This is a genomic window from Aurantiacibacter gangjinensis, from assembly GCF_001886695.1.
Classification (GTDB): domain Bacteria; phylum Pseudomonadota; class Alphaproteobacteria; order Sphingomonadales; family Sphingomonadaceae; genus Alteraurantiacibacter; species Alteraurantiacibacter gangjinensis.
The window spans coordinates 2,350,984-2,372,105 of the sequence record NZ_CP018097.1 but is presented as its reverse complement, the minus strand read 5'-3'; the positions used below and the strand labels follow the sequence as shown (position 1 = coordinate 2,372,105).

Sequence of the window (21,122 nt, the reverse complement as noted above, 5' to 3'; positions counted from 1 at the left end):
TATGACCAAGACCATTCACTTCGGCGTCCGCAACACGGCGCTTGGCCCGATCCTCGTCGCGGCGAGCGACAAGGGCGTGTGCAGCGTGCGCTTTGGCTTGGATGAAGCGCAATTGTGCGCTCATTTCCCCGAGGCAGAGCTGGTCCGTGGTGGAAGCGGTGTCGCAGCCCTGTTCGATCTGGTGGCCAATGCCGTCGACCATCCGGGTGCGGGCGATGACGTTCCGCTCGATATCGAGGGTACCGATTTCCAGAAGCGCGTCTGGGCCGAATTGCGCCGCATTCCGATAGGCGAAACGCGAAGCTATGGCGAACTGGCCGCGGCGCTGGGCGCGCCGGGGGCTAGCCGCGCGGTCGGTAGCGCCAACGGGGCCAACAAGATCGCGGTGCTCATCCCCTGCCACCGCGTTCTGCAAGCCGATGGCTCCATCGGCGGCTACGCCTATGGGCCCGACATCAAGCGCGAATTGCTGCGGCGCGAGGGCGCGCTCGACGTCGCTCCCACGCTCCTGTGATCAGTTCGGACCGACGAAAATCGATTTCGCGTTGGCGAATTCCTTGATGCCGAAGCCGCCATGCTCGCGCCCGTAGCCTGAATCCTTCACCCCGCCGAAGGGCATGTGCGGGTCTGCCACGCCGTAGACGTTGATGAAGACCATTCCGGTATCGAAATGCTTCGACGCCAGCTCGATCGCGCGCTGTTCATCCTTGCACAGGATGCCGCCGCCAAGGCCGTAGCGGCTATCGTTGGCAATGCGCATCGCGTCTTCATCGTCCTTGGCGCGGATGACGGAAGCGACGGGGCCGAAAAGCTCGTCGTCATAAGCGGGCTGGCCGGGAGCGACATCGGTCAGCACCGTGGCGGGATAAAAAGCACCGGCCCCATCCGGAATAGCGCCGCCGCAAGCGATTTTCGCGCCTCCGGATACGGACTTGTCCACCTGCTCTTGCAGGTCGTCGCGAAGGTCGGCGTTCGACATGGGGCCCATATCGGTATCCTCGGCGGTCGGATCGCCCGTCTTGATGGATTTGAACCTCTCGACATACTTCTCGACGAATTCGTCATAAACGGCGTCGGTCACGACGAAGCGCTTGCCGTTGATGCAGGTCTGGCCGTTATTGTAGAGCCGCGCCTGCGCGCACACTTCCACGGCGGTGTCGATGTCGGCGTCTTCCAGCACGAGGTAGGCATCGTTGCTGCCAAGCTCCAGCACGGTCTTCTTCAGCAGCTTGCCGGCTTTTTCGGCGACGTGCTTGCCCGCGCCATCCGACCCGGTCAGCGTCACGCCGCGCACCTTGTCATGCGCGATAATGGCATCCGACGTATCGTGGTCGATGACCAGCACGGTAAAGAGGTCTTCCGGCAGGCCCGCATCGCGGAAAATGCGCTCTATCATCAGGCCGGAGCCGGTGCAGATGCTGGCATGTTTCAGCAGCACCCCATTGCCCACCATCAGGCTGGCGATGGCATAGCGGATCACCTGGTAGGCCGGGAAGTTCCACGGCTGGATGCCGTAGACCACGCCGATGGGCGAGAAGGTGACGATGCCTCGCCCGGCATTATCGGGTTCACGCTGCTGGTCGGCCAGTTCGCTCGGCCCGTTCTCGGCGGTGTAATCGCAAATGGCAGCGCACAGCTCGACCTCGTCGCGACTATCCTTGATGAGCTTGCCGACCTCGCGCGTCATCAGCTGGGCCAGCTCTTCCTTGTTGTCGCGCAGGCCCTGGCCGAGATCGCGGATCACGCTGGCGCGGTCCTCGAGGCTGCGCAGCTTCCATTCGCTGTGCGCCTTGTGGCAGGCATCCACCTTTGCGCAGGCATCGTCCTGCGACAGCGTTTCGTACGTTTCGATGTCTTCGCCGGTGGCGGGATTGACGGTGGTGATGCTCATGGGAAGGCCCTTTTGATGTAATTTCCGCCGTTTGGCGGGCTTGCCTTTCCAATGAGCGACGCTGCCATTGCGTTCCGCCGCGGAACAGGGCGGCGCGGCGCGGATTGCACCATGCATGACCCAGAGAGCCACCACGCGAGACTACGTCCGCCAATCTGCCGTCCTCACGCTGGCGATCGCCTATCCGCTGTCGAACTTCCTGCCGCAAGTGCTCGGCTTCGGGCGCGAGGTGGGCGAGAACAGTCCCGGCGAGATGCAATTGCTCGTCCCGTTCGAAGCGGCCTTTTCGATTTGGGGCCTGATCTTTCTCGGCACGCTGGCCGCCGCGCTGGTCCAGGCGCTGCCTTCGCGTCGCACGATGGATGTGCATCGTCGCACCGGCTGGTGGTGGGCGCTTGCCATGGCGCTATCGTGCTGCTGGTCGATTGCCGAAAGCCTCTCTCCCGATCAGTGGCGCAGCTGGACCACGGCGCTGATCTTTACGCCCTATGTTATCGCCATCTGCGTCGCCATGGCGCGCTTTTCATGGAAGGCTGTGCGCGCAAACTGGCCGGAGCGATTGTGCAGCGCCGCCATCGGGCTGTTCGCGGGTTGGACATCCGTGGCCGTGTTCATCAATTGGGAGCGCATTTTCACGAATGAGCTTGGCCTGCTGACAGTCGAATTGACGGCGCTCGCTTTGCTGGCCGCTTCGCTGGGCTGGGTTTGCTGGAACTTGTGGCGATCGGCGGGCAATCCCTTTTACGCCGCGACAGCGATATGGGGACTGGGCTTCCTCGCCTATGACAGGCTGGTGACGGACGACTATTCGCTACCCATCGCCATCGCTGCCCTTGTCGGCATCGGGCTGATTCTACTCGCCCTGTGGGGCGGGCGCAAACGCCGCAGAGAGCTCAGGGTTTAGAAAGAACAGGGCGCTTGTCGCGAGCCCGAGTACCACCAAGCCGCCGACGATCCACGGGATGAGGTTCTTCTCCTGCACCTTGTCGATATAGCGCGAGATCACGCTGTCATCGTCGCGCTTGCCTGACCAGCCCCAGACGATGAGAGCGAACCACAGGGCGAAGGAAAGGATCGTAAGCGGTGAGAGTTTCGCGATCGTCTTTAGATCCGGGCTATGCCGCACCCATGCTATGACGACGGGCACCGCGCAGAAGGCGACGGTAAAGCCGATGCCGATGGCGATGCCAATGATGAGAGCCGGATTCATGGCGGTAATGCCCCTCTAACTACGTCCCGAAGAGTAGGTGGTGCGGCTACGCCAAATTGGAAGGGGCGCGGGCGCTTTACTCCGCCCGCGCATATCCTTTCTTCGCAGGTTCCAGCGTATCGAGAAAGCTTTCCGCCCGGTCCAGATAGGCCTGGCGCTTGTCTTTATCCATCCGGTCCCATGTCGAATAGACGCGCCCGATCCGGCCATTGCTTTCGAATCGGTCGCGGTGGCGATCCATGAAATACCAGTAGAGCGAATTGAAGGGGCACGCGTCCTCCTCCACCTTCTTGCTGACCGAGTATTTGCAGTCGCCGCAGTAATTGCTCATCTTGTTGATGTAATTGCCGCTGGCGGAATAGGGCTTGGAGGCCAGCTTGCCGCCATCGGCGTAAAGGATCATCGCCGCCACATTGGGCAGTTCCACCCACTGATAGGCATCGGCGTACACCACCAGATACCAATCCTGAACCTCGCGCGGATTGATGCCGGCCAGCAGGCAAAAATTGCCCAGCACCATCAACCGCTGGATGTGGTGAGCATGGGCGTTCTCTCGCGTGGAGCGGATGCTGTCTGCAATGCAGCGCATATCCGTGTCGCCCGTCCAGTAGAAATCCGGCAAGCCGCGCTGGGCATTGAGCGCATTGTTGCTTTCGAGGTCGGGCATGAAGCGCCAGTAGAAGCCACGGATATATTCGCGCCAACCGAGGATCTGGCGGATGAAGCCCTCGACCGAATTGATCGGCGCTTTATCGTCTTCGTAGCTTTTCTGCGCGCGCTCGCACAGTTCGCGCGGGTCCAGCAGGCCGAGATTGATGCTGGTGGAGAGCATGGAGTGGAACATGTCGTCCTCCCCATGCACCATGGCATCCTGGTATTTGCCGAACTTCTCGATCCGCTCGGCGAAGAAGGCATCGGCGGCCTTTTCGGCTTCGTCGCGCGTGACCGGCCAGCCGAAATTTTCGAGGCTGCCGAAATGGTCGCCGAACTTGTCTTCGACCAGATCGATGCATTCCTGCGTGATATCGTCAGGCTCGAATAGCGGGCGCTGAGGCGGGTCCATCTCGTCCTTGGGACTGGCCCGGTTCTGTTCGTCGTAATTCCATTCGCCGCCGACTGGCTTTTCGCCGTCCTTGCCGGTCATCAATATGCCGGTGCGCTTGCGCATCTCGCGGTAGAACGTCTCCATGCGCAGCGTCTTGCGGTCCTCCGCCCATTCGTTGAAATCGGCGAGCGAGCACATGTAGCGGTCGTCGGGCAGGATCTCGACTTCGCAGTCGAACTTGTCGGGCCATTCCTCGATAGCCTGCTGCACGCGCCATTCGCCCGCCTCGACAACGTGGATGGCGCGCGGATCGTGGCGCTCCACGGCGCGCGCGACTTCGCCTGTAAAGCTGCCGGCATTATCCTCGTCCGTCAGCTTCACGTAATCGACCTGCCAGCCGGCATCCTCCAGCTCGGCTGCGAAGTGGCGCATGGCCGAAAAGATTAGCGCGATCTTTTGCTTGTGATGTTTGACGTAGGTCGCCTCGTCCCACACCTCCATCATCAGGATGACGGTATCATCCTTGGTGCGCCCCCTGATGGAAGCGAGATTGCGGGTCAGCTGGTCGCCGAGGATGGGAACGAGGATGGGCCCGGTATTGTCGTCACTCATGGCCACCAAACAGATGCGGGCGGCGTGCAGTTCCTATCCGGTGAAAGATGGGCTCCGCGCGCCGCCCGAATCATAGGCGTATGAAGTTGCGTGGTTTACGTGTCGGCCGAGCCGCCGTCCGTGCAGCCGTAAGCCTCTACCTGGGCCTCGAATTCTTCAGTCTGCGCTTCGCGCGCAGCTTCGTCCAGATACTCGCCGGGATGGTCGGGCTTGAATTCTTCCAGCAGCGCCTCGCGGTCGCCGGTCTCGAATTCGTCGAACATCGCCCGCACGACGCACTGGAACTCGCCTTGGCCATCGGTCCACTGAGCGCCTACGATGCGGGCTTCTGGGAGGCGACCTTCCGTCAGCAGCATGTGAACTAGCGCTTGGCGCACGCCGCGGTCGTAAGCGGCGTAACCGAAGGCGCCTTCCAATGCCATCTTGGCGGCATCGGGCACGCCGGCTTCATCGTCGAACAGGTAGGTAAGGTAATAGCCGTAGAGCGGAAAAGCGTGATCGTTCTCCATCCTGTTTGCCGCTGCAAACCGCTGGCGTGCGACGGCAATCTGCTCCGGATTTTCGAATGAGCGCCGCAAGGCCGTGCGACCGCGATAGATGGCGGCTTCGATATGGTCGGGCTCGATCTCCAAAATGCGATCGGCAAGGGCCTCAGCCTCATCGTAATTGCGGCCGTCGAACTCTGCTTCGGTGGCAGCCAGCAGGACGGGCACGCTTTGTGGGTAACGCTCGACCAGGCGGCGTGCGTCAATCACGAGGCGCTCTGCGTCGTCTTCGTCCACGCCGCGCTTCGACGTGATCATCAGCTCCATGCGCGCTTCTTCGTCCTCGGTCAGCTGACGAATTTCCACGGCGGGATCGGCATTTACCGCATACGGCACTCGTAGAATGCGCGCGCGCCCGCGGCGGAACTCCTCCAGTTCTGCCTCCAAAACATCGAGATCGCCGAAGGCCTGTTCCGCGGCTTCCATGCGGGTCGCGCCGTTGGCAATGGCTGCCATATACGCGCCCATCTGGCCGCGCCGCTCTTCATTGAGGTTGAGATGGCTTGCGATCAGCCAGCCATGGGCATAGGTGCGCGCGACATAATAGCGATCGCGGCCCGGAGGCGGGTCAAAGGTTGCGGGAATGTCGATCGGCACGGTAGCTAGCGAGGCGCTGCGCGCGGTCGGCACTTCGCCGATGACGAAGTGATCGTCATTGAATTCAAGGTTGCCGAACAGCTCGGCAAAGCCCTCACTATACCAGAGCGGGTACGGCGCGTCCGCATGCTGCCACATGAAATAGTGCACATATTCGTGGTGCAGCACGCCGCGCGGGTCGAGCTGCATCGCGTCATCCATATCGCGCGCCCGGCTGCGGCTGCGGTTGCGATTGCGCTGGCGCGGCACGAATGCGACGGAACCGGTCACGCGCGGAATAAAGAAACCGCCGACACCGGTATTTCGATTGCCGGCTGCAAGAACTGACATATCGGTCTGTTCCCCGAAACGGAACACGGTGAGTTTGCTGGACGGCGGCAAATCGGCAGCCGCTACGTTTACGCTTGTGAATAGTGCGAGAACCTCATTCAGACGCTCAAGGTCTTGCACGAATTCGCGCGTGTCTTCCTCGGAGTCTTCCGAATAGAGGATGAAATGTTCGCTTTCGGCGCGGTACCAATCGTTGGCGGATGCCATCTGCGGCAAAAGCATGGCGGATGCCGCAAGCGCGGCGGAAATGATGCGACTCATAGGTAAATTCTCCAGTCCTGCGCTCACCTTATTTCGCAGGAAGCAAGATGCAATACCTTAGAAAGTGACATTTTCGGGGCAGGGCGATGACCGACCCGTGGCCACCGCTCAATCGAGATTGGGGCGCAGCCAGCGTTCGGCTGTCTCCAGGTCCACGTTGCGGCGCGTAGCGTAATCCTCCAATTGATCGCGACCGATGCGCGCGACGCCGAAATACTGGCTTTCCGGATGGCCGAAATAGAAGCCGCTCACGGCAGCGGTCGGCCACATGGCAAAACTTTCGGTGAGCGACAGGCCGACATTCTTTTCCGCATCCAGCAGGTCGAAGAGGATGGGCTTGAGCGAATGGTCCGGACAGGCCGGGTAGCCGGGCGCCGGGCGGATGCCTTGGTACGCTTCCTTGATAAGCGCCTCGTTCGTCAGCTTCTCGCCGGGCGCGTATCCCCACAATTCGGTGCGCGTGTGGTGATGCAGCCGCTCGGCAAAGGCTTCGGCGAAGCGGTCGGCCAGCGCCTTCAGCAGGATGTCGGAATAATCGTCCTTATCCTCTTGGAAGCGCTTGGAATGCGGCTCGATGCCGTGAATGCCCACGGCAAACCCGCCGATCCAGTCGCCTGCAGGGTCGATGAAGTCGGCAAGGCACATATTCGCCCGGTCGCGGGATTTGCGGACCTGCTGGCGCAGGAAGGGCAGCACGGCCCGCTCCTCGCCATCGGCGCGGTAGATCGTCACATCGTCGCCATCGCGCACGCAAGGCCAGAAGCCGGCGACGCCGCGCGCGGTCAGCCATTTCTCGGCAACGATCCTGTCGAGCATGGCATTGGCATCGGCGAATAGCTGCTGGGCGGTTTCGCCTACCACTTCGTCGTCGAGGATGCACGGATAGGTGCCGTGCAGCTCCCATGCGCGGAAGAAGGGCGTCCAGTCGATATATTGGCGGAGGTCTGCCAAGTCCCAATCGTCGAACACATGCAGGCCGGGCTGCGCAGGAGGGGCGGGCTTGTCGGAGAGGAAGGCGTCGTAGAAATTGGCGCGCGCTTCTTCCAGGCTGAGGAGCACGCTGGGCGTCTTGCCTTCACGTGCCAAGCGGACCTTTTCGTATTCGCCCGCCGTCTCGCCGACGAACTCGTCCTTTTGCGCGTCCGACAGCAGGCGGCTGGCAACGCCGACCGCGCGGCTGGCATCGAGCACGTGGATAACCGGGCCATCGAACTTCGGATCGATCTTCAGCGCGGTGTGAACCTTCGAAGTGGTCGCCCCGCCGATCAGCAGCGGCAGGTCCATCCCGGCATTCTGCATCTCTTCGGCGACGGTCACCATCTCGTCCAGCGACGGAGTGATGAGACCGCTGAGGCCGATGATGTCGGCCTTTTCGGTACGCGCGGTTTCCAGGATCTTGGACCACGGCACCATCACGCCCAAGTCGACCACGTCATAGCCGTTGCACTGCAGCACTACGCCCACGATGTTCTTGCCGATGTCGTGCACGTCGCCCTTCACGGTCGCCATCACGATCTTGCCCTTGGCCTTGCGTTCTTCGGGGGCGAGTTTGTCCTTCTCCGCCTCGATGAATGGGATGAGATGGGCGACGGCCTTTTTCATCACGCGCGCGGATTTCACGACTTGCGGCAGGAACATCTTGCCGCTGCCGAACAGGTCGCCGACCACGTTCATACCGTCCATCAGCGGGCCTTCGATGACCTCGATCGGGCGGTGTGCGGCCTGGCGCGCCTCTTCGGTGTCCTCGACGATATGCGCGTCGATCCCGCGGACCAGCGCATATTCCAGCCGCTTGGTAACTTCGAGCGAGCGCCATTCCTGCGCTGCCTTTTCGTCCTGCTTGGTCTGCCCGCGATAGCTCTCCGCCAGCTCGACCAGCCGCTCCGTCGCGTCCTCGCGGCGCATCAGGATCACATCCTCGCACGCCTCGCGCAGCTTCGGGTCGATCGTATCGTACACATCCAGCTGCCCGGCATTGACGATGGCCATGTCCAGGCCCGCCGGGATGGCGTGGTAAAGGAAGATCGAGTGCATCGCCCGGCGCACCGGCTCATTGCCGCGGAAGCTGAAGGAAAGATTGGAAAGGCCGCCGCTTGTCAAAGCGTGCGGGCAAGCCGCCTTGATTTCGCGCACCGCTTCCAGAAAATCGAGTCCGTAGCGATCATGCTCGGCAATACCGGTGGCGACGGCAAAAATGTTGGGATCGAAGATGATGTCTTCGGGCGGGAATCCGTTTTCCACCAGCAAGTTATAGGCGCGCGTGCAGATTTCGACCTTGCGATCCTTCGTGTCGGCCTGGCCTTCTTCGTCGAAAGCCATCACCACGACAGCAGCGCCATAATCCCGGCAAATGCGCGCCTGCTCGAGAAATTGCTCCTCGCCTTCCTTCATGCTGATGGAGTTGACGATGGGCTTGCCGGAAACGCATTTCAGCCCCGCCTCGATGACCGAGAATTTGGAGCTGTCGATCATCACCGGAACGCGGGCGATATCGGGCTCGGCAGCGATCAGCTTGAGGAAGGTCGTCATTGCCTTTTCGGCGTCGAGCAGGCCTTCATCCATGTTTACATCGATGACCTGCGCGCCGTTCTCGACCTGCTGGCGCGCGACCTCCACGGCAGTAGCATAGTCATCCGCCATGATGAGCTTCTTGAACCGGGCGGAGCCGGTAACATTGGTGCGCTCGCCGATATTGACGAAGCGGGCGGTGGAGAGATTGGTCATTTCGATTTCCGTCATCCCAGCGAAGGCTGGGATCTGGTCCAGTTCGGTCGGACGATGATGATGGCGATCCCAGCATTGTTGCAGAGCAACATCTACGACTCCGCTGGGACGACGAGGTTGATCACGCAGCGATCGTGAAAGGCTCCAGCCCCGCCAGCCGCATTTTCGTATCTTTTTCGGGAAGGTTGCGAGGAGGCAGCCCCCGAACGGCCTCGGCGATGGCCTTGATATGATCGGGCGAGGAGCCGCAGCATCCGCCGAGGATGTTTACGCGGCCGTTTTCCGCCCATTGCTTTACGAGGCCCGCAGTTGTGTGCGGAAGCTCGTCATATTCGCCCAGCTCGTTAGGCAGGCCGGCGTTTGGATAGGCGAGCAGGAGAGTATCGGCGATGTCGGACAGCAGCTGCACATGCGGACGCAGCTGGTCCGCGCCGAAGCTGCAATTGAGGCCGATGGTGACTGGGTCGGCATGGCGCACAGCGTTCCAGAACGCCTCGACCGTGTGGCCCGACAGGTTGCGGCCCGAGAGGTCGGTGAGAGTCATGGATAGCATGATCGGCACGTCGCGGCCCAGCTTCTGCTCCAGCTGGCGCACGGCCATGATGCCGGCCTTTGCGTTCAGGGTATCGAAGATCGTCTCGATCAGGATGAAATCCGCGCCGCCCTCAACGAGCGCCTCGGCCTGCTCCAGATAGACAGCAGTAAGCGTGTCGAAATCGATCTCGCGATAGCCCGGGTCTTCCACATCGGGGCTGAGCGAGAGGGTCTTGTTTGTCGGTCCGATGGCGCCGGCCACAAATCGTGGGCGACCATCCTGTGCGGAGAACTCGTCCGCCACGTCGCGCGCTATATGGCCGGATGCGATATTGATATCGCGCACCTTGTCTTCCGCGGCATAATCGGCCTGGCTGATCGAATTGGCGGAGAAGGTGTTGGTCGAAACCACATCCGATCCCGCTTTCAGATAGGCGCGGGTGATATCTGCAATCACATCGGGACGGGTCAAGGCAAGGATGTCGTTATTGCCCTTCTGGTCTGCATTCAGGCCAAGCTCGCCGGCAAAATCCGCCTCGGTCAGCTTGCGATCCTGGATCTGCGTGCCGAATGCGCCATCGAAGACAAGGATACGTTTGGACGCTTCTTCCTGCAAAGCGAGGCGAGCGGGGGAGGGGGGGAAGGTGCTCATGAGGCAATGTCTTTCGGGCGGCGGCCCAGCATATGGCAGATGGCATAGGCCAGGTCTGCGCGATTGAGAGTGTAGAAGTGGAACTGGCGCACACCGCCTGCATAGAGCCGGCGGCATAGCTCGGCAGCGACGGTGGCGGCGACCAGCTGGCGCGCGGCGGGGCGCTCGTCCAGCCCGTCGAACAATCCGTCCATCCAGTCCGGGATCACCGCGCCGCATTGTCCTGCAAACTTGCGCGCCTGCGCCACATTGGTGACGGGCAGGATGCCGGGCACGACTGGCGCGTAGATACCGGCCGCAAGGCACCTGTCGGTAAAGTCGAAGAAAGTGTCGGCGGAGAAGAAGAACTGGCTGATCGCGCGGCTGGCACCGGCATCGATCTTGCGCTTGAGATTGTCGAGATCGGATTGCGGGCAGTCTGAATCGGGATGCACTTCCGGGTAGGCGGCGACCGAGATTTCAAAATCGGCGACTTCCTTCAGGCCCGCTACCAGCTCGGCGGCATTGTTGTAGCCATCGGGGTGCGGCACGAAAGGCGCACCGGGTTCGCCCGCATCGCCGCGCAGCGCGACGATATGGCGCACGCCCGCTTCCCAATAGGCTTCTGCGATCTTCTGCGTTTCCGCTTTGCTCGCATCGACGCAGGTGAGATGCGCGGCCGCGGGGATGCCTGCCTCTGCAATCAGCCGCGCCACGGTGTTGTGCGTACGTTCCCGCGTGGAGCCGCCGGCACCATAGGTGACGGATACGAAATCCGGCGCGAGCGGCGCCAGTTCGTTCACAGCATCCCACAGCTTAGCTTCCATCTTCTCCGATTTGGGCGGGAAAAACTCGAAGCTGATGGCGATATCGCCGGGAAGGCCGGAGAATAGCGGTCTTTCATGCGCTTTGTGCTGTTCCTCTACCGGATCCAGCCGGTCGGCGGAGAGGGCTTTTGCGATCATCGGGCAATCGTCCTTGCGGTATCTGTATTGGATGGGGAAGCGGGGCAGCGCGTGGCGGTCCAGATCATGGTGACGAGCTGCGATCCGCCCAGCTCGACCGCCTCATGCGGTTCGAACCCTGCAGCGCGAAGGGCCTCGGCCATACCGTCTGCGGTGAAGCCGAGGCGCGTATGGGCGTGGCGGCTGCGCATATCCTCCAGCGTATGGGCGGCGAGGTCGGCGATGACGATCCGCCCGCCCGGACGGCAGATGCGCGCAGCCTCTGCCAAGGGTGCGGCCAGGTCGGCGGCAAAATGCAGCACCTGGTGGAAGACCACCGTATCGAAACTGGCGGCGGGGAAGGGCAGCGCCGAAAAATCGCCCTGCACCAGCTCGATAGATTCCTCGACATGCTGGAGGCGCGCACGGGCGAGACGCAGCATGTCCGGGCTCTTGTCGACGCCGACAAGGTGGTCGGTATGCTTGACGAGCAATTCGGCGATGCGGCCCGTGCCGGTGCCGATATCGGCCAGCCGACCGGGTGCGTGACCGTCGAGTGCTGCAAGGATGGCGCTTTCCACCGGCTCTCCGGGGCCGAGCATGGCGCGCATTTCATCCCATTCATCGGCGTGGCGGGCGAAATAGTCCTGCGCATCGGCCTCGCGCGCGGTGCGGATCATCCCCAGCCTGTCGCGATCCGACCGGCATTGTTCGCCAAAGCTCTCATCCTCGTTCTCCGCCGTGGCGAGCAGGCGCGCGGCGGCATCGTGCAATGGCGTGCCCGCAGCGCGCGTGGCGCAGCGCAGGAAGACCCAGCTTCCTTCGCGGTGGCGATGGACCAGCCCGCTATCGACCAGCTTCGCGACATGCTGGGAGACGCGCGGCTGGCTCTGCCCCAGCACCTGCGCCAGCTCGCCCACGGACAGCTCCATCCGCTGGACAAGCCGCATGATCCGCATCCGCGTGGGATCGGCAAGCGCGCGCAGGATGGACTCGGTCTGCATTACGCACATTAGCATATAAGGATTTGCTTATATGTCGAGGGCGGAATTCGGCATATATCGGCATTTCGTCATCGCGAGCGAAGCGCGGCGATCCATGGGGGTGGACTCGCAGCCTTTGCGACGAGCCCAAATGCCGCACCATGGATTGCCGCAGTCGCTTCGCTCCCTCGCAATGACGGATCGGGGAAGCTCACACGAAGCTGTACGGATCGACGTCCACGCCAACCCGCACGCCCGGCGGGTGGTCTATCCCACCTAACCAATCCCGCACCACGGCTTGCAAGTTCGCCGTCCGCCGCGCGTTCAACAGTAGGCGGTAGCGGTAGCGGTTACGGAGCAAGGCCATCGGGGCGGGGGCGGGGCCGAGCACCTGCACATCGTCGAGATGCGGGCGGGTATCGCCAAGGCGCTGGGCGGCTTCGCGGGCTTCGCGTTCGTCTTCGCTGGAGATGATGATTGCGGCCCAGCGGCCGAAGGGCGGGGCGCCGGCATAGCGGCGCGCGTCGGTTTCGGCTTCGTAGAATGCATCGCGGTCGCCTGCTTCCAGCGCGGCGATGACCGGCGCTTCGGGATGACGCGTTTGGATCAGGACCTCGCCCGGCTTCGCGCCGCGCCCCGCACGGCCAGCGACCTGCGCCACCTGCTGATAGGTCCGCTCTGCCGCGCGCAGGTCGCCACCTTCAAGGCCGAGATCGGCGTCGATCACGCCCACCAGCGTCAGTTCGGGAAAGTGGAAGCCCTTGGTGACGAGCTGCGTGCCGACGATCACGTCGATCGCCTTTGCCTCGGCCATGGCGACGAATTCTGCGGCCTTTTCGGGTGAATTGAGCGTATCGCTCGTCACCACCGCCACGCGCGCATCGGACAGTATCTCGGCGACCTCGTCCGCGATCCGCTCCACACCGGGACCGCAGGCGACGAGGCAATCGGGTTCGCCGCATTCTGGGCATTTCTCGGGCGGCGCGGTTTCGTGGCCGCAATGGTGGCAGGCAAGTCGCTGGCTAAGGCGGTGCTCCACCAGCCACGCGCTGCAATTGGGGCACTGGAAGCGAAAGCCGCAATGGCGGCACAGCGTGAGCGGCGCATAGCCGCGGCGGTTGAGGAACAAGAGCGATTGCTCGCCCTTGGCCAGCCGGTCCTCCAGCGCCGCGCGCAAGGGGGCAGCGATCCACGCGCCGCTGCCGGGCTTCTCTTCGGTCAGGTCGATCAGCTTGATATCGGGTAGCTGCGCCCCGCCGAAACGGCTGGGCAGCACCAATTTTTCGTAGGTGCCGCTATCGGCCATGTGCAGGCTTTCCAGTGCAGGCGTGGCGCTGGCGAGGACGACGGGCACCTTCTCAAAATGCGCGCGCATCACCGCGACGTCGCGGGCATTGTAGCGCACGCCGTCATCCTGCTTGAAGCTGATCTCATGCGCCTCGTCCACGATGATGAGGCCGAGATTGGCATAGGGCAGGAACAGGGCGGACCGTGCGCCCACGACCACCTGCGCCTCGCCGCTCGCAATCGCACGCCAGGCGCGGCGACGTTCGGTACTTTTGAGGCTGGAGTGCCAGACGATGGGTGCGGCGCCAAAGCGGCTCTCGAAGCGAGAGAGAAACGCCTCGGTCAGCGCGATCTCGGGGAGCAGGACGAGCACTTGGCGGTCTTCTGCAATCGCAGCGCCCACTGCTTCGAAATAGGTTTCCGTCTTGCCGGACCCGGTGACGCCATCGAGCAGGATGGGCGCGAATTCGGCGGCGTTCACGGCGGCGACGAGCTGGTCGGCCACTTCGCGCTGGTCGGCGGAGAGGTTGGGCAGGTGAAAGTCGGCGCGGGCGCGGGTGTAGGGGCGGTCGACATCGACCTCCACCGGCTCCAGCACGCCCTGGTTGACGAGGCCGCGCAGCACGCCTTCGCTGACGTCCGCAATGCCGGACAGCTCGCGGATCGTGCCCTGTTCGCCTTCGAGCGCCTCGATGGCGGCAGCACGTTGCGGCGTCATGCGTTCGGGCGTTCCGCCGGTCAGCCGGTATTCGGTCATGGTCGCGGGGCCGCGCAGCGCGCCGCCGCTGGAGATGACCATGCGCGCAACCGGAGCGAGCGGGGCGACGTAATAGTCCGCCGTCCATTCGATCAGGCGGCGAAGTTCCGCCCGGATCGGCGGCACGTCGAGTACTGCCAGCAAGCCGCGCAGTTTCTCCTCAGGAACGCTGGTTGCGGGCAGGCGTTCACTTTCCCACACGATTCCCGTCACCTGCCGGGGGCCGAGCGGCGCGATGACGATGGAGCCGTGCTCCACCTGCATCCCTTCCGGCACCTTGTAGTCCAGCGGGCCTAGCGCGGCGTTCATCACCAGTAGTCGGACGCGGGTTAGGGACATCGCAGCGATATATGGGCGGGCGCATGGCCTGCCATCAAGGTGGAGAGCGTAAAATGACCGTGATAAACACCAAGCCGGGTACCAGTCGCCGCGCATTCATGGGCGGGGCGCTCGCTTCGGGCGCGCTGCTCTTGCCCGGTTGCGCCAGCTTCGGCGGGTTCAGCTTTACCGATGCGATCCGCCGCATCCTGTACCTATCCAGCGAGCGTGCCTTTGCCCGCCTTACCGCCCCCGGCGGTTTCTGGGACGAACAGGTGGCGTCGCTGGGGCTGGAAGGCATGCTGGGGTCGCGCGGCGGCGTGGTCTCCTCCATCCTCACCTCCGCATTATTCAAGGACAGGTTGGAAGATGCCTTCGCCGATATCGCCATCGAAGGAGCAGAGCGCGCTGCGCCCATCGTGGCCGACACGGTGCGCGTGATCGGTATCGAGAATGCCATCGCGCTGGTGAATGGCGGGCCGACGGCCGCCACCGCTTTCCTTCGCAACGACCTTGGCACCACGCTCGTGGAAGCGATGATCCCTGAACTGGGCGACGCGATGCGGCTGGCGAACGAGCCGCTGGTAGGCGAATTGCTCGCCGGGTTGACCGGAATTGATGTGCGCGGGGTGGCCAACAATGTCTCGCGCCGCGTGGACGATGCGATCTGGGCCGAGATGGGCTTCGAGGAAGCGGAAATCCGCCGCAACCCGCAAGCGACTAACGATCCGCTGCTGATCGGCGTCTTCGGCGGCGCTCGGGCCTTCTGATCGCTATCAGGGGCGAGTGGTCAGAACGACCACTCGATCCCGATCAGCGGGGCATGGCCCACTTCATCCGGACCATCTTCGAAATCCTGGTCGCGCAAGTAGGTCAGACCGATCTCGAGGTTATCGCTGACTTCGTAGCCAACGCCGATCTGCGTGCGCATGCCGGTAATGCCGGTGTCGCTCGCGGGGCTGTTACCGCGCAGCGTCCAGAAAAGCTCGACATCTGCGCCTGCACTCCAGCGGCCCTCGTCGTCCAGCGGTACGGCTACACCGGCACGGGGACGAAGGCGCAAGCCCATGCGGCCATCATTGCCTTCGACGAAGCGCTGTTCCAGCCGCATGCGGCCTCGCAGGATGCCGCTGCTGGCCGATAATTGCTGGATGATGCGGGTCTCGTCGCTACCGCCATCGTTAATTCGCTGCTCGACCGCCCCGGAGAGGGTTAGATTGTCGTTCAGGTCCTGATGCAGCCAGCCGCGAAAGAAATAGGTGTCCGGCCTCCCATCGTCCGCATCGCGAAAGCGCTGTGCCGTTTCCAGCTCGAATGTGGTGTCGTCATCCAGATCGAAAGCGATGCTGGGATTGAGCCAGAATTCGAAGGCTTCGTCCGTCGCCATCGCGGGCACGGGAAATGCCAGCAAGGCGGCAGCGGCAAGGACGGTGGCATTACGCTTCATGAAATTCGTCTCTTCAGATGTTACAATTGTTAGCCAGTGAGACGTGTTATCGAGGCGCGGGTTCCCGTCTCTATCCGATTGGGCTGCAGGATGCGCTGCAGGTGTGGCCAGACGGTCGCATCCACACTATCTGGTCTGCTGCATGTCCGACGAATCCCCCCTCGACCGTTTCAAGACCGCGCTGACCGGCGCGGCGCGTGCCATTGCGCGCGAGCCGGAGGCGGAAATCGCCTATACGGCCGATACGCCGATGCATCAGGGCAAGACCGCGCGCGTGCCCATGCCGGGGCGCGACATTCCGGCAGAGGCGGCACGCGAAGCGCGCGGTTTTGCCGACAGCTTCGCGCTGCGCCTGCGCCACCATAATGGCGCGCTGCACAACCGCGCCCGGCCGGAAGATCTGGAGGCACGCGCCTGCTATGACGAGATCGAGCGGGTGCGCTACGAGGCCATCGGCGAAACGCGCTTTTCGGGCATGCGCGCCAATCTCGCGGCCAGCACCGACCGGCGGCTGGCCGGTGATGCCATTACCCGCTCCAATTCTGCCGAGGACGTGCCGATCCATACAGCGCTCGGCCTGATGCTGCGCGAACAGCTGACGGGGCAGGCCGTGCCGCTCGCCGCGCGCGAAGGGGTGGAGCTGGTGCGCGAATATATCGAGAGCCGCACAGGCGACGATTTCGAGCAGCTGGCCGATGCATTGCACGACCAGTCCGCATTCCAGCAGCTGGGGCTCGACATGCTGCGCCATCTCGACATGGTTCCCGCCAAGCCGGAGGATGCAGAGGGGCTCGAAGACGATGACGAGCAGGACGGCGACGAGACCGAGGACGATCAGGACGACGACAGTCAGGACGAAGGTACCGACGAGGCCGACCAGCCCGAAATGCGCCCCGAAGCCGCCGACGGCGAGGAAGGCGACGGCGAGGAAAGCGACGATGCCACCGGCGATGAAAACATGGCCGAGGGCGATCCGGGAGACGATGGCGAGGAAATGATGCTGCCCCAGCGCAAGAATGCGCCGTGGCAGGACATTCCCGACAGCTTCGATTACAAGGCCTTCACCCAGAGCTTCGACGAAGTGGTCGAGGCCAATGACCTCTGCGATGCGGAGGAGCTGGACCGGCTGCGCGCCTATCTCGACAGCCAGCTGGCGGGGCTTGCGGGCGTCGTCACGCGGCTGGCGAACAGGCTGCAGCGCCGCCTGATGGCGCAGCAGAACCGCAGCTGGGATTTCGACCAGGAAGAAGGCCTGCTGGATGCCGCGCGCCTCGCCCGCGTGGTGGTCAGCCCCGGCCATTCGCTCAGCTACAAGGTGGAGCAGGAGCAGGAGTTCAAGGACACCGTCGTCACCCTGCTGATCGACAATTCCGGCTCCATGCGCGGGCGCCCCATATCCATTGCCGCGATCAGTGCGGACATTCTCGCCCGCACGCTGGAGCGCTGCGGCGTGAAGGTTGAGATACTCGGCTTCACCACGCGCGCATGGAAAGGCGGTCAGTCCCGCGAGAAATGGCTGGGCGATGGCCGCCCGCCGCGCCCCGGTCGCCTCAACGATCTTCGTCACATCATTTACAAAAAAGCGGACGAGCCCATGCGCCGCGCCCGCCGCAACCTCGGCCTGATGATGCGCGAGGGGCTGCTGAAGGAAAACATCGATGGCGAGGCGCTGCTCTGGGCGCATGACCGCCTGCTCGCCCGCCCCGAAGACCGCCGCATCATGATGGTCATATCGGACGGCGCGCCGGTGGATGACAGCACGCTATCGGTCAATTCGGCAGGCTACCTTGAAGCGCATCTGCGCCGCGTGATCGAATGGATTGAGCGCCAGAGCCCTGTGCAACTGGTCGCCATCGGCATCGGTCACGATGTGACGCGCTATTACAAGCGCGCGGTGACGATTATGGATGCAGAGCAACTGGGCGGCACGATTATTGAGCAGCTTGCCGGCTTGTTCGAGGTGGAGTGATGGCGAGTACTAGTACTTCGGACAGGGCCAAATGGTGGTCTGACTTTCTGCTGGATCATGTTGACTATCCGGCTCCGGCGCGATTGGCATTGCAACTCGATGGAGCGCGCTTCAAGGTTTCGTGCCCGTGCCACTGTAATGCCTATAGGGTCGAGCCTGGAAGGGATGCTGTCCCACTAGTGGTGCCGCTCGATTCTTCGGATCAGCATAGCCCCTTCCTGATCTTCAACGCAAATATCCCGCTAAGCGACGGAAGGTATCTTGATCTAGACCTTCTCGCCGACTCGCAGGGTAACTTGTTTGAATTAGTCATTGAATGTTGCGCTAATTCCTACCCGGTTCCGGATGAAGTTGAGATCGGGGAAGGGCCGATAAGAACAACGGTCTACGGGAAGTTGCTTAAGGACCCGGAATGAAAAAACTCCTCGCCCTCATCATCCTCATCGCCCTCGCATTTGGCGGCTGGTATTTCGCCTCGCCGTGGCTCGCCATGAGGTCGCTTGCCGATGCGGCGCAGGCTCAGGATGTTGCTGCGCTGGAGGAGAAGGTGGACTTCCCTGCCTTCCGCGCCTCCGCCTCCGACCAGCTCACGACCGTTGCGCGCGAGCAGGGCGGGCCATTGGGCGAGTTGGGCGGGGCGCTGGCGGAGCGGTTTGGCGGGGACCTGATCGACCGCGCGGTTACGCCGGAAAATGTCGGCAACCTGGTCGCTTCGGGCGCACTCATTGGCGGCTTGGTGCCGGAGCGGCTACGCACGCAGGAGCTGGGCTGGGATGTGGAGCGCGACGGACTCGATCATTTCCGCGCCGTGGGCACGTTCGAGGATGGCACGGCAGGCCCGATCCTGCTGTTTCGTCGTGACGGGCTGGGCTGGAAGCTGACCGGTTTCGAACTGGTCCGCACCCTCAGCTTCTAGCCGCGTCGCCCCCGCGATACCACCGCATCGGATCGCCCTTCGCCAGCCGCGTCTGGATCAAAAATATGGCAATCGCATAGATCAGCGCATTCACCGCTGCGAATGCTATCCAGAACTGCGTCATCGTCTCGAATGGCGAGACGACCAGCCAGCGCGGATTGGTGGCCATCTGGCTGAAACCCGCCATCAGCAATCCGGCATAGCTGTAGGCGAGGTGGATCTGGTGCGCGCGCAGCCATTCCGCGTCCCGGGTCGATCGCCACTTCAAGATCGCGCGGATGCCGAAGGTGAGCGAGACGAAACCGACGACCACGAAGACATGGAAGAAGCCGAAGCGGGTTCCCATGATGGGCATTACCGTCGCCTCTACCGGCACGACCGATGCCACGGTCACGAACATGGCGACGATGTAGCTGGCGCCGATTGCCCGGTGCGTTGCCGTGCCTTTTTGCATGAGGAAGATCGCGGCACCTGCCACGATGGCATAGCAAGCCGTGATAAAGTGTATCAGTATCAGTGGCGACAGGTCGGTGAACATTCGCGGCTTCCCTTCCGTAAGTGTGTTGTGCACATACCACACCAATCGAGGTCTGCCTAGTAGCTTCCGGCGCGCGGCATCTTGCCCGCCGCAACCGCGCGCTCTAGGGCCGCAGCGCAATGCCAGAGCTCAAACTGTTCAACTCGCTCACCCGCCAGGTGGAGCCGTTCGTTCCCGTCCATGAGGGGGAGGCCCGCGTCTATACGTGCGGGCCGACGGTCTATAACTACCCGCATATCGGCAATATGCGCGCCTATGTGTTCGCCGATGTACTGGGCCGCACGCTGAGCTGGAAGGGCTACAAGCTCACCCACATTATCAATATCACCGATGTCGGGCACCTTACCGACGATGCCGATGCGGGCGAGGACAAGATGGAGAAGATGGCAGCGGAAAAAGCGCAGTCGATCTGGGACATCGCGCGGCATTATACCGAGGCGTATTGGGCCGATGTGAAGGCGCTCAATATTCGCGAACCTGCGAGATGGTCGGTGGCAACGGACTATATCGAAGAGATGCTGGAGTTCGCAAAAAGCATTGCGGACAAACACTGCTATAAGCTCGACAGCGGCCTCTATTTCGATGTTACGACCATTGAGGACTACGGCAAGCTCGCGCGCGCCGTCACCGAGGAAGGTGAGGGCCGCATCGACACGGTCGAGGGTAAGCGCAACGCCGCCGACTTCGCCATCTGGCGCAAGACGCCGCCGGGCGAGACGCGGCAGATGGAATGGGATTCGCCTTGGGGCAGGGGCGCGCCCGGCTGGCACCTGGAATGCTCGGTCATGGGCGAGAAGCTGCTGGGCTTCCCCTTCGACATCCACACAGGCGGCATCGACCACCGCGAAATCCACCACCCCAACGAGATCGCGCAGAACCAGGCCTTTTGCGGCTGCGGCGGGCTGAGCGACGCGACCAATTCGGGCGCGAAGATCTGGATGCACAATAACTTTCTCGTCGAGCGAAGCGGCAGGATGAGCAAATCGTCGGGCGAGTTCCTTCGGCTGCAACTGCTGATCGACAAGGGCTACCACCCGCTCGCCTACCGCATGATGTGCCTGCAGGCGCATTACCGCAGTGAGCTCGAGTTCAGCTGGGAGGGCTTGCAGGCCGCGCTCACGCGGCTGAAGCGCATGGTCATGCAGGCCGAGCGGCTGAGCGACGCCGACGCCGGTGCTGCCGACCACCCGAAATTCGCTCCGCTCCAAGAGAAATTCGAAGCCGCGGTGAGCGACGATCTCAATACCGCAATCGCGCTGACCGCCCTTGAAGATGCACTGGCGGTGAAAAAAGTCGATGCGGGGACCAAGCGGGTCGTAATCGAGAAGATGGACGCCGTGCTCGGCCTCGACCTGTTCGCGCTCACCCGCGCCGACTTGCGATTACGCCCCAGAGCCGCAAGCATAGACGAAGCCGAAATCGAAGACGCGCTCACCCGCCGCAAGGCCGCGCGGGCGGAGAAGGATTTCGCTACCTCCGATGCCATCCGCGACGAGCTCGCGGCGAAGGGCGTCGAGGTCATGGACGGCGATCCCCTCGCCTGGGAATGGAAGCTCGACTAGCGCATGGAAAAGGATGGAAGC

The 21,122-nt window shown here is 62.8% G+C and carries 17 protein-coding genes; 6 read left to right on the top strand and 11 right to left on the bottom strand.

The genetic code is table 11. The annotated features are described in order from the left end of the window. Position 1: 1 nt before the first annotated feature. On the top strand, positions 2-514 hold the full coding sequence (locus BMF35_RS13970; RefSeq protein ID WP_052765933.1) for a methylated-DNA--[protein]-cysteine S-methyltransferase: 513 nt from the start codon (positions 2-4) through the stop codon (positions 512-514). Here the strand turns inward: BMF35_RS13970 and BMF35_RS11565 are convergent, their stop codons facing one another. After that, positions 515-1,891: an NAD-dependent succinate-semialdehyde dehydrogenase gene (locus BMF35_RS11565; RefSeq protein ID WP_047006557.1), complete on the bottom strand. Its 1,377-nt coding sequence runs from the start codon at positions 1,889-1,891 to the stop codon at positions 515-517. 115 nt (positions 1,892-2,006) lie between these two features. Here BMF35_RS11565 and BMF35_RS11560 point away from each other — a divergent pair, with 115 nt between their 5' ends. Next, positions 2,007-2,795, top strand: a complete 789-nt coding sequence (locus BMF35_RS11560) for a hypothetical protein (protein ID WP_052765932.1) — start codon at positions 2,007-2,009, stop codon at positions 2,793-2,795. Here the strand turns inward: BMF35_RS11560 and BMF35_RS11555 are convergent. The 8 genes from BMF35_RS11555 to BMF35_RS11520 form a co-directional block, all read right to left on the bottom strand. Continuing rightward, positions 2,745-3,101: a hypothetical protein gene (locus BMF35_RS11555; RefSeq protein WP_047006060.1), complete on the bottom strand. Its 357-nt coding sequence runs from the start codon at positions 3,099-3,101 to the stop codon at positions 2,745-2,747. The genes BMF35_RS11560 and BMF35_RS11555 overlap by 51 nt on opposite strands. Positions 3,102-3,177: 76 nt before the next feature. Then, positions 3,178-4,758, bottom strand: a complete 1,581-nt coding sequence (locus BMF35_RS11550; RefSeq protein WP_047006059.1) for a cryptochrome/photolyase family protein — start codon at positions 4,756-4,758, stop codon at positions 3,178-3,180. A gap of 95 nt (positions 4,759-4,853) precedes the next feature. Next, positions 4,854-6,491: a tetratricopeptide repeat protein gene (locus BMF35_RS11545; protein WP_047006058.1), complete on the bottom strand. Its 1,638-nt coding sequence runs from the start codon at positions 6,489-6,491 to the stop codon at positions 4,854-4,856. Between the two features lie 108 nt (positions 6,492-6,599). Then, positions 6,600-9,230 carry a methionine synthase gene (gene metH, locus BMF35_RS11540; protein ID WP_071961217.1) on the bottom strand — a complete coding sequence of 877 codons (2,631 nt, stop codon included), beginning with the start codon at positions 9,228-9,230 and terminating at the stop codon, positions 6,600-6,602. A 106-nt stretch (positions 9,231-9,336) separates the two neighbouring features. Then, positions 9,337-10,401, bottom strand: coding sequence for a homocysteine S-methyltransferase family protein (locus tag BMF35_RS11535; protein ID WP_047006057.1), 1,065 nt, complete (start codon positions 10,399-10,401; stop codon positions 9,337-9,339). Continuing rightward, positions 10,398-11,345, bottom strand: coding sequence for a methylenetetrahydrofolate reductase [NAD(P)H] (gene metF, locus BMF35_RS11530; RefSeq protein WP_047006056.1), 948 nt, complete (start codon positions 11,343-11,345; stop codon positions 10,398-10,400). The genes BMF35_RS11535 and metF overlap by 4 nt, the downstream gene beginning before the upstream one ends. Continuing rightward, the gene (locus BMF35_RS11525; RefSeq protein WP_047006554.1) at positions 11,342-12,328 is read right to left on the bottom strand and encodes an ArsR/SmtB family transcription factor; all 987 of its coding nucleotides are present in this window, start codon (positions 12,326-12,328) and stop codon (positions 11,342-11,344) included. Before BMF35_RS11525 ends, metF begins: the two co-directional genes overlap by 4 nt. Before the next feature lie 190 nt (positions 12,329-12,518). After that, positions 12,519-14,690 carry a primosomal protein N' gene (locus BMF35_RS11520; protein WP_047006055.1) on the bottom strand — a complete coding sequence of 724 codons (2,172 nt, stop codon included), beginning with the start codon at positions 14,688-14,690 and terminating at the stop codon, positions 12,519-12,521. Positions 14,691-14,743: 53 nt separating this feature from the next. On the opposite strand from BMF35_RS11520, the gene BMF35_RS11515 reads away from it, so the two are divergent. Further along, on the top strand, positions 14,744-15,439 hold the full coding sequence (locus BMF35_RS11515) for a DUF4197 domain-containing protein (RefSeq protein WP_047006054.1): 696 nt from the start codon (positions 14,744-14,746) through the stop codon (positions 15,437-15,439). 20 nt (positions 15,440-15,459) lie between these two features. On the opposite strand, the gene BMF35_RS11510 is transcribed toward BMF35_RS11515, so the two are convergent. After that, positions 15,460-16,116, bottom strand: coding sequence for a DUF2490 domain-containing protein (locus BMF35_RS11510; RefSeq protein WP_047006053.1), 657 nt, complete (start codon positions 16,114-16,116; stop codon positions 15,460-15,462). A gap of 142 nt (positions 16,117-16,258) precedes the next feature. Between BMF35_RS11510 and cobT the strand changes: the two genes are divergently transcribed. Next, positions 16,259-18,085, top strand: coding sequence for a cobaltochelatase subunit CobT (cobT, locus tag BMF35_RS11505; protein WP_047006052.1), 1,827 nt, complete (start codon positions 16,259-16,261; stop codon positions 18,083-18,085). Between the two features lie 412 nt (positions 18,086-18,497). Then, positions 18,498-19,001: a DUF2939 domain-containing protein gene (locus tag BMF35_RS11495; protein WP_047006050.1), complete on the top strand. Its 504-nt coding sequence runs from the start codon at positions 18,498-18,500 to the stop codon at positions 18,999-19,001. On the opposite strand, the gene BMF35_RS11490 is transcribed toward BMF35_RS11495, so the two are convergent. Then, positions 18,991-19,539, bottom strand: a complete 549-nt coding sequence (locus tag BMF35_RS11490; protein ID WP_047006049.1) for a DUF2306 domain-containing protein — start codon at positions 19,537-19,539, stop codon at positions 18,991-18,993. The two genes, BMF35_RS11495 and BMF35_RS11490, sit on opposite strands and share 11 nt — an antisense overlap. A gap of 119 nt (positions 19,540-19,658) precedes the next feature. Between BMF35_RS11490 and cysS the strand changes: the two genes are divergently transcribed. Next, positions 19,659-21,101 (top strand): cysteine--tRNA ligase, encoded by a 1,443-nt coding sequence (gene cysS, locus BMF35_RS11485; RefSeq protein ID WP_047006048.1) that lies wholly within the window; start codon positions 19,659-19,661, stop codon positions 21,099-21,101. The last annotated feature ends 21 nt before the right edge of the window (positions 21,102-21,122 follow it).